At 35.7% G+C, this 7,398-nt stretch carries 7 protein-coding genes; 6 read left to right on the top strand and 1 reads right to left on the bottom strand.

What is annotated here, in order from left to right; translation table 11 throughout:
• Window positions 1-14: 14 nt before the first annotated feature.
• Complete coding sequence (locus PVA17_RS19370; RefSeq protein WP_274068635.1) at window positions 15-1,589, top strand: amidohydrolase; 1,575 nt, start codon at window positions 15-17, stop codon at window positions 1,587-1,589.
• A gap of 128 nt (window positions 1,590-1,717) precedes the next feature.
• Here PVA17_RS19370 and PVA17_RS19375 read toward each other — a convergent pair whose 3' ends face one another.
• Window positions 1,718-1,936 (bottom strand): hypothetical protein, encoded by a 219-nt coding sequence (locus tag PVA17_RS19375; RefSeq protein WP_274068636.1) that lies wholly within the window; start codon window positions 1,934-1,936, stop codon window positions 1,718-1,720.
• A gap of 257 nt (window positions 1,937-2,193) precedes the next feature.
• Here PVA17_RS19375 and PVA17_RS19380 point away from each other — a divergent pair, with 257 nt between their 5' ends.
• The 5 genes from PVA17_RS19380 (at window position 2,194) to PVA17_RS19400 (ending at window position 7,030) form a co-directional block, all read left to right on the top strand.
• Window positions 2,194-3,963 (top strand): glycerophosphodiester phosphodiesterase, encoded by a 1,770-nt coding sequence (locus PVA17_RS19380; RefSeq protein WP_274068637.1) that lies wholly within the window; start codon window positions 2,194-2,196, stop codon window positions 3,961-3,963.
• Between the two features lie 219 nt (window positions 3,964-4,182).
• Window positions 4,183-5,115, top strand: coding sequence for a stalk domain-containing protein (locus PVA17_RS19385; protein ID WP_274068638.1), 933 nt, complete (start codon window positions 4,183-4,185; stop codon window positions 5,113-5,115).
• 217 nt (window positions 5,116-5,332) lie between these two features.
• The gene (locus tag PVA17_RS19390; RefSeq protein ID WP_274068639.1) at window positions 5,333-5,764 is read left to right on the top strand and encodes an NUDIX hydrolase; all 432 of its coding nucleotides are present in this window, start codon (window positions 5,333-5,335) and stop codon (window positions 5,762-5,764) included.
• A 172-nt stretch (window positions 5,765-5,936) separates the two neighbouring features.
• Window positions 5,937-6,470, top strand: a complete 534-nt coding sequence (locus tag PVA17_RS19395) for a cysteine hydrolase family protein (protein ID WP_274068640.1) — start codon at window positions 5,937-5,939, stop codon at window positions 6,468-6,470.
• Between the two features lie 14 nt (window positions 6,471-6,484).
• Window positions 6,485-7,030 (top strand): GNAT family N-acetyltransferase, encoded by a 546-nt coding sequence (locus tag PVA17_RS19400; RefSeq protein WP_274068641.1) that lies wholly within the window; start codon window positions 6,485-6,487, stop codon window positions 7,028-7,030.
• Window positions 7,031-7,398 lie beyond the last annotated feature (368 nt).

Raw genomic sequence — 7,398 nt, forward strand, 5'->3', positions numbered from 1 at the left:
TAGGAGGAATTGTTTTGGCAACGTTATGGACGGGTGGAAAAATTTACACGATGGCGCAAGTTGGCGAAACAGTTGAAGCAGTCCTTGTAAAAGAAGGGAAAATTGTGGCGACAGGCTCGGTAGATAGCTTGTCGCCACATGCTACTTCTATTCAACATTTACAAGGGAATGTGATGTATCCAGGCTTTGTCGATAGTCATTTACATATTATTGGCTACGGGGAGAAATTAAAGCATATTGATGTATCGAACGTCAGAAGTAAGGACGAGCTACTGACGATTATTCATGAGCGGATGATGGAAGTTCCCGCAAATGAATGGGTAATCGCGATTGGACTTAATGAGACGCAATTTATAGATCCTATTTTCCCGACATTAGCGGAGCTTGATGCCTTAGGGGAAGCACATTTAATTATTAAGCGTAGCTGTCATCATTTAATTTTGGCTAATTCCAAGGCGCTGGCATTTGCAGGAATAACTAAGGACACACGATCTCCAAAAGGTGGGGTCATTGATAAGGTGGATGGACAGCTAACAGGGGTTTTAAAAGATGCAGCATTGTATATGATTGTCAACCATATGCCTCATATTACGTCTGAATATATTGAGGATGCCCTCGAAAAGGCGGTAATATCGCTGCAATCATATGGTTTAGTGGGTGCTCATTCTGAGGATTTAAGCTATTACGGGCCACCGCTGCAACCAATACATGCTTTTCGAAAGATCATCGAGGCAAAGCGTTCGTTTAAAGTTCATTTATTACAACACCACACGGTATTTGAGGAAGTTGCTAAGATGAAAGAAGTATCTTCTCCGTATTTAGAGTTTGGTGCCATGAAGATCTTTATCGATGGTGCCTTTGGAGGACGTACTGCTGCTCTTCGTGAACCGTACTGTGATGTACCAAGCAATTGCGGTATGCTTGTACATTCAACAGAACAACTAGTCGAATATGTAAAACTTGCACGCCAATTTGGACAAACAGTGGCAGTGCATGCCATTGGCGATTTAGCCATTGAAACAATTTTACAAGTATTTGCTGCCCATCCGCCTCGTGAAGGTCAATTAGATCGTGTTATTCATTGTAGCTTAGTCGATGAAGGGATTTTAGAAAAACTCGCTGCGTTGCCTATCGCGGTAGATATGCAACCTCAATTTGTGCAGGGAGAGTATGAGGCAGAACTAGCTAGGCTAGGGGAGGAACGGGCAAAAGGCTTACACCCATTAAAATCGCTACTAGATCGTGGATTAGTTGTTGCAGGCGGCAGTGATGCCCCGATTGAAGTGCCAAATCCCTTATATGGTATATATGCTGCAGTTACAAGGCGGAATTTTGGGGAATCGCATAATGGCTACGGTCCGGAAGAGAAGATTTCACGCTTTGAGGCAGTAAGTCTCTATACGATAGGAGCTGCACAAATAATAGCGCAAGACCATGCTCGAGGTAAGATTGAAAAGGGCTATACTGCAGACTTCACTATTTTAAAAGAAGATCTTTTTACAATAGCTATCGAAAATATTCCACAAGTAAAAGTGGCCTATACGGTTGTTGATGGCCGTATCGTTTATGATAAAAGCGCCCAGTCGTAACGGAAATCAACCTGTGTTTTGCCATAGAGTCTTTTATAACATCTTAATTCATTGACATAATAATTTTATAAGAACATGAAAAACGCTGTGAAGAATAAACTTTACAGCGTTTTTTCATTCTTTAGGAGCTAGCGTCTTTCTGATAAATTTCCCAATTGTTGCTCAAGTATTGTCACTCGTACTGTTAAATCCTCTACTTGTTGCTGAAGTGTTTCTTGTGGAGGCGAAGGAGCAGTCGATTTCATTCTTTTAATCGTATGAATCATCACGAAAAATATCGCTAGGAAAATGACAAAAAGTACGGTTGTACTAATAATATCACCAAGATGAAACATTGTTTGTGTCATAATTATTAGCCCCCTTATTTTGTATCGATTCTATTATTTACCGAGTTACATACAAAAAAGTTTCAAAAAAATATTTATAGACACTAAAAATACAGAAATCTTATCATTTTTTCTTGCATATTATATGGAACAAATTGTATTTCAAGAGCAGAAAATAATTAGAAATAAATGACTTTACATATCGTATAGGAAGAGCTTATAAAAATCGGAAAGATGCTTAAGATAGGGGATACGATAGGTATGACTGAGGTGAGTAAATGCATAAAGAGGGACAAGTAATGCGACAAGCTGTCTACAATATATATATGTATCGCATCGATTATATACAGGTTTTCGCGCTGATTAAGTTATTTCAGTTTTTATTAATTGTTCCAATGACGGCTATCGTATTTAAACTAATGCTACGAGTAACGGGCTACACACATATTACAGAGCAAAATATTCAAAGTTTTATGGTGCATCCCTTTGTCATTTCGATGTTTCTTTTTTTGATTGTGCTTATTTTTCTATTTATTTATTATGAAATGGGCTTTCTTTTTTTAATGGCTTTTTATCAACAACGGGGAATTCGATATCGATATCTACACATATGGCAACAGCTCAATCGTAAGGTACTTTCTTTTTTTAGTATTCAAATCATTTTTTTATTTATTTATATTGCACTTTTATTGCCATTAGCTTCATTTATATTTCCACTAACGTTAACACAAGAGATGACCATTCCGCACTTTTTGATAGATGAAATAATGAGTAGTCGTACGGGTCGTTTACTTTATTTTGCTATGGTAATTGTTTTAGTAATAGTGGGCATACGTAGTATATTGGCATTGCCGATTTTTACAATCCAGCCCAAAATATCACTATGTCGTTCATTAATATACAGCTGGCATTTTTCAAAGCGGGACTTGTTAAAGCTTCTTGGATTATTAGCTATGCTAGTTACAGTTCTTTTACTTGTGATGCTTGGCATTACACTTATAAGTACTTTGCCATTATATATGTTGGAGCGTTTGATACCGAGTACAGCCCTTGTCGCAGCGGGGATAACTATTGCTTTTTTAGAAATGGTTTTTGTCGTGCTATTTAGTATACTGCAAGCAATGATTTCACAAGTAATGGTGGCTTTTACTTATTACACCCCTTTAAGCAAGACAAGGTTTACATCGAAATTTCGAAGAAGGCGCTATAAGCCATTGTTATTTATCATTTTGTTTGTTTTTATCGCATTAAGTGTGATGAATATTATTTCGTTAGAGAAAAGTGTTTATGCACCAGATACAAAAATTATTGCTCATCGTGGCTACACAGAGGGTAATGTGGAAAATACAATTAGTGGCCTTGTCAGCGCAGCAAGTGCAGGTGCAGACTTAATCGAGGTCGATATTCAGCAAACGGTAGATGGACAATTCGTTGTATTTCATGATCGAACATTAAGAAGACTTGCAGGTAAAAATGGTGTTATAGCCAATATGACACTCGGTGAATTAAAGACGTTAACGATTCATGCTAATGGTTTTAATGACAAAATTTCATCTTTAGATGATTTTATTGAAATAGCAAAAGCTTTAAATGTTTCCTTACTGATTGAATTGAAAGTTCATGGTAAAGAAACAGAAGATGTATTGCCCAAGTTAGTAGAAAAACTAAAAGCTTATAAGGTGCTCGATACGTATTATGTCCAATCATCAGACCCACAAATGATGTCACAGTTAAAAAAATTGGCGCCGAATTTACGTGTAGGGATTGTCTATGCATTAAATATCGGGCCGATGGATGAAACAGTTGATTTTATATCACTTGAGGAAGCTTGGGTAACGGATCAGCTGATTTCAGAGATGAAGCAACAAAAAATTAAACTATTTGTCTGGACATTAAATAAAGATCAGTCATTACACAATTTTATTCGGAAAAATGTCAATGGCGTCATTACCGATCTCCCAGATATGGCTTTGAAAATAAGGAAGAAACAAAACGAGCGGGAATATTTTTTACAGCGTATATTAAATCTTCTTCAATTTATGTTTTAAACTAATACGATTAAACGCTATAACGTGCGCGAAGCAAGGACATACTCGCGAACCGAACAAAATAATCATCCAGCCAGCATAAGAGAAAGCTGTGATTCTTTACCGTAAAAGAATCACGGCTTTTTTAGCGGATTGGAATAAATGTTGGCAATGTTGTAACCTTTTTCTTTTATAGCCGACTACTACTATGAATTCGTGAAATGAAGGAGATGCTTTTTTATGAAAATGACGAAAGTCGTACCATTTGCCATGTCAGCATTATTAATCGGGGGCGCTGTAGTAGCTCCAACTGCATCAGCAAACGAAGGAAAAGCGGTTGTGACGAACGCTACTGATAATAATGAGCAAAATCCACAAGTTCAACCTATTTTTATTAAAATAGCTGGAACAATTGAGGGTGTTGAAAAACGTGATGATTCAACATATTACACTGTAAAAGAGGAAGATAATACAAATGTTTTTGTCGTAAATGACGAAACACTAGTTTTCGATAATACTGGTAAAGAAGTTAAACTACAAAAAGGTGATAAAGTAACAGCATACACGTATGCAAATAAACCAATGCTGATGATTTATCCACCACAATATAATCCAGAGGTAATTATTGTTGAAACAACAGAAATGGGAACTGTAGAAGTAGACTTTTTCAATAAAGAATTAGTGAATACTGATAATACGTTAAAACTAAATGTTGGTAAAGAAACGGAATTACTTAGCCTGTCTGGTAAAAAAGTAAAGGCTGAGGATTTAGCAGAACAACATTTACTAGTGTTCTATACAATTGCAACAATGAGTATCCCAGCACAAACACCACCTTCAAAAGTTGTCGTTTTAGATACGATTGCACAAGAACCAGGAGAAGTGGATCCATCTAAAGCTGCAGTACAAGAAATTATTAATAAAGACTTTTATGAGGTCGAAGGTACTAAAATGGTACCACTACGTTTAATTGCCGAAGAGTTGGGCTTTAAAGTAGAATCAACAGGAAATGGTGCCATTATTTCTAAAGGCGCATTATCTTATACAATTACACGTGATCAAAAAGAATATGGCTATAATAAAGCACTTCGTTATTTTAAAGTAGCACCAGCTTTATTAGAACCAACAAAAACATATGTACCAGTTGAATTTGTTGAAGAATTAATGAAATAAAATAATTGAACTTCTTCTTGTCAAGTGACGGAGGAAATAGTAGAAAATATTTTGAGCGGCTTAATCCCTTTAAACTAATGGGCTTAAGCCGTTTAATCGTTTTTGCTAACATTCGTCCTACCATGCAGAAAAATACTTACGGTAAAAAAATCGAAAAAGGAGAAGACTCTTCTGATGCAGAAAATACATATAATATACTTTTTTAGGAGGCGATAATATGTTTATCGTTAATGTGGAAGCTGCAATATACAAAAATAAAAAATGGCTGTTAATAAAACGTAGTGAAAAAGAGGAACATGCAGGGGGAGTATTGTCTCTTGTTGGTGGGAAGGTCGAAAAGGAAGGGTTCTCAACAAATATTTTAGAAAGAACACTTATAAGGGAAATTGCCGAAGAAGTTGGGGTGGAGGTTTCAAATCTAAGGTATGTTAATAGTTCCTCCTTCTTGACAGATGCTGGTATTAGTGTAGTAGACATCGTATTTCTTTGTCATCATCAGCACGGAGAAGCTTTTGCAAAGAGTCCTGATGAAGTTGACAGTGTCGTGTGGATGACAACTGAACAAATACTCGATAATTCTTCTATACCAAATTATTTAAAGGAGAATATAAAACTTGCTGACAAATTAGTAATTGCATCCCAAGGGTAGAGGAAAACATCACGTCCTGTGATATCCCTTCGTACCAACATCGTGACTCATCATTCACCCACCCACCTGAACAAGCATGAAAGTCTCGCTCTCTTTTCATAATTTTCTTTAAATGGAAAAAAGTTTTTTGTACAATAAAAGAATTAAAGTCAGATTCCAAAAGGAGAACTATATGAAGCAGGCATTAATGATAGTGGATATGCAGGAAGCATTTTTTTTGGATCGTGAAAACTTCTTATTTGATTACGAAAAAGTACTAGAAAACATTAATAAGTTAATAACTTGGGCACGACACAGCGAAGTTTCAATTATTTTTATCCAGCATACGGATTCACATAAAGATGACGATTTGGCATTTGGCAAACCAGGCTGGGATCTATATCACGGACTTCTACGACAACCAAATGATAAAGTAATTCAAAAAACAACATGGGATGCATTTTATCAAACGGAATTAGCGCAATACTTACAGGAACAACAAATTGAGCAGCTTATTTTCGCTGGTGCTCAAACAGGATTTTGTCTGGATACGACCATCCGAAATGCCTATAGTCATGGATACCATCATAATATTTTAGTGGAAGGTGCACATACCACCCTAGATAGTCACGTATTAAACGCACAACAAATTATCAAGCACCACGAGTCCGTTTGGCACAATCGATTCGTCATTATTGAGCCAAGTACTATCTTTAAAACTAAGTAAAAGAGGTTTCAATAATGCACATAAACAGCCAAGAATTTAATATAAATGAACTTCATTATACAATTAGATCTGCCAATATAGAAGATGCTCAAGCATTATCAGATCTGAGGCTACAACTTGATGGAGAGACGGAAAACTTCGATAGAGAACAAGGGGAAGGCTTTATCGATACGACAGGATTTGAAGAAATCATAAAGGAAGACACGGTAAGTCCAAGGAATTTGTGTTTAGTAGCAGTAGTTGATAATCGCATTGTCGGATTTTCTAGATGTGAGGGGTTTCTATTAAAAAGATTTGCTCATAAAGTAGAGTTTGGAGTAGGTGTTTTAAAGGAATTTTGGCGTTATAGTATAGGAAAAAACCTCCTAAAAGCATCGATTGAATGGGCTGACACGAATGACATAAAAAAAATGGCCTTGAATGTTGTAGAGACAAATGACAAAGCAATTTTGCTCTATAAAAAGCTTGGCTTTGAAGTTGAAGGCGTCTTAAAAAATGATAAACTCCTTTCAGATGGCAACTATTATAATACAATTGTTATGGGAAGAATTAAGGAATAACTTTAAAATAAACCAGCTAAGCAAATAGGTTTATTAAAAGTAAAGTTATAGGCTAAACTATTTTAAATAGTGAAATCTAATTTAATGTCACACATTATATGAATAGAAATTAAAAAGAAAGAAGTACTTAAATGAATTAGCTCTACCTATCCTCTTTTTTACCACAGATGACCCTATTTTCTACAACACTTAAATCAATTCAATGTCGCAGTAAATTAAAAGGAGCTTATATCAGTTATTAATTGTACAATAAAGCCTATTTCTTAAACTTCTAAGTAATAAAAGATATAGGTTGTTTTCTAAAAGATTGTTGCTTTTCAACTAAATAGGATTCTTTTATTTAATACTCAATAGATGGGTATTAATGT

It is taken from the genome of Lysinibacillus sp. CNPSo 3705, assembly GCF_028674935.1.
Taxonomy (GTDB): domain Bacteria; phylum Bacillota; class Bacilli; order Bacillales_A; family Planococcaceae; genus Lysinibacillus.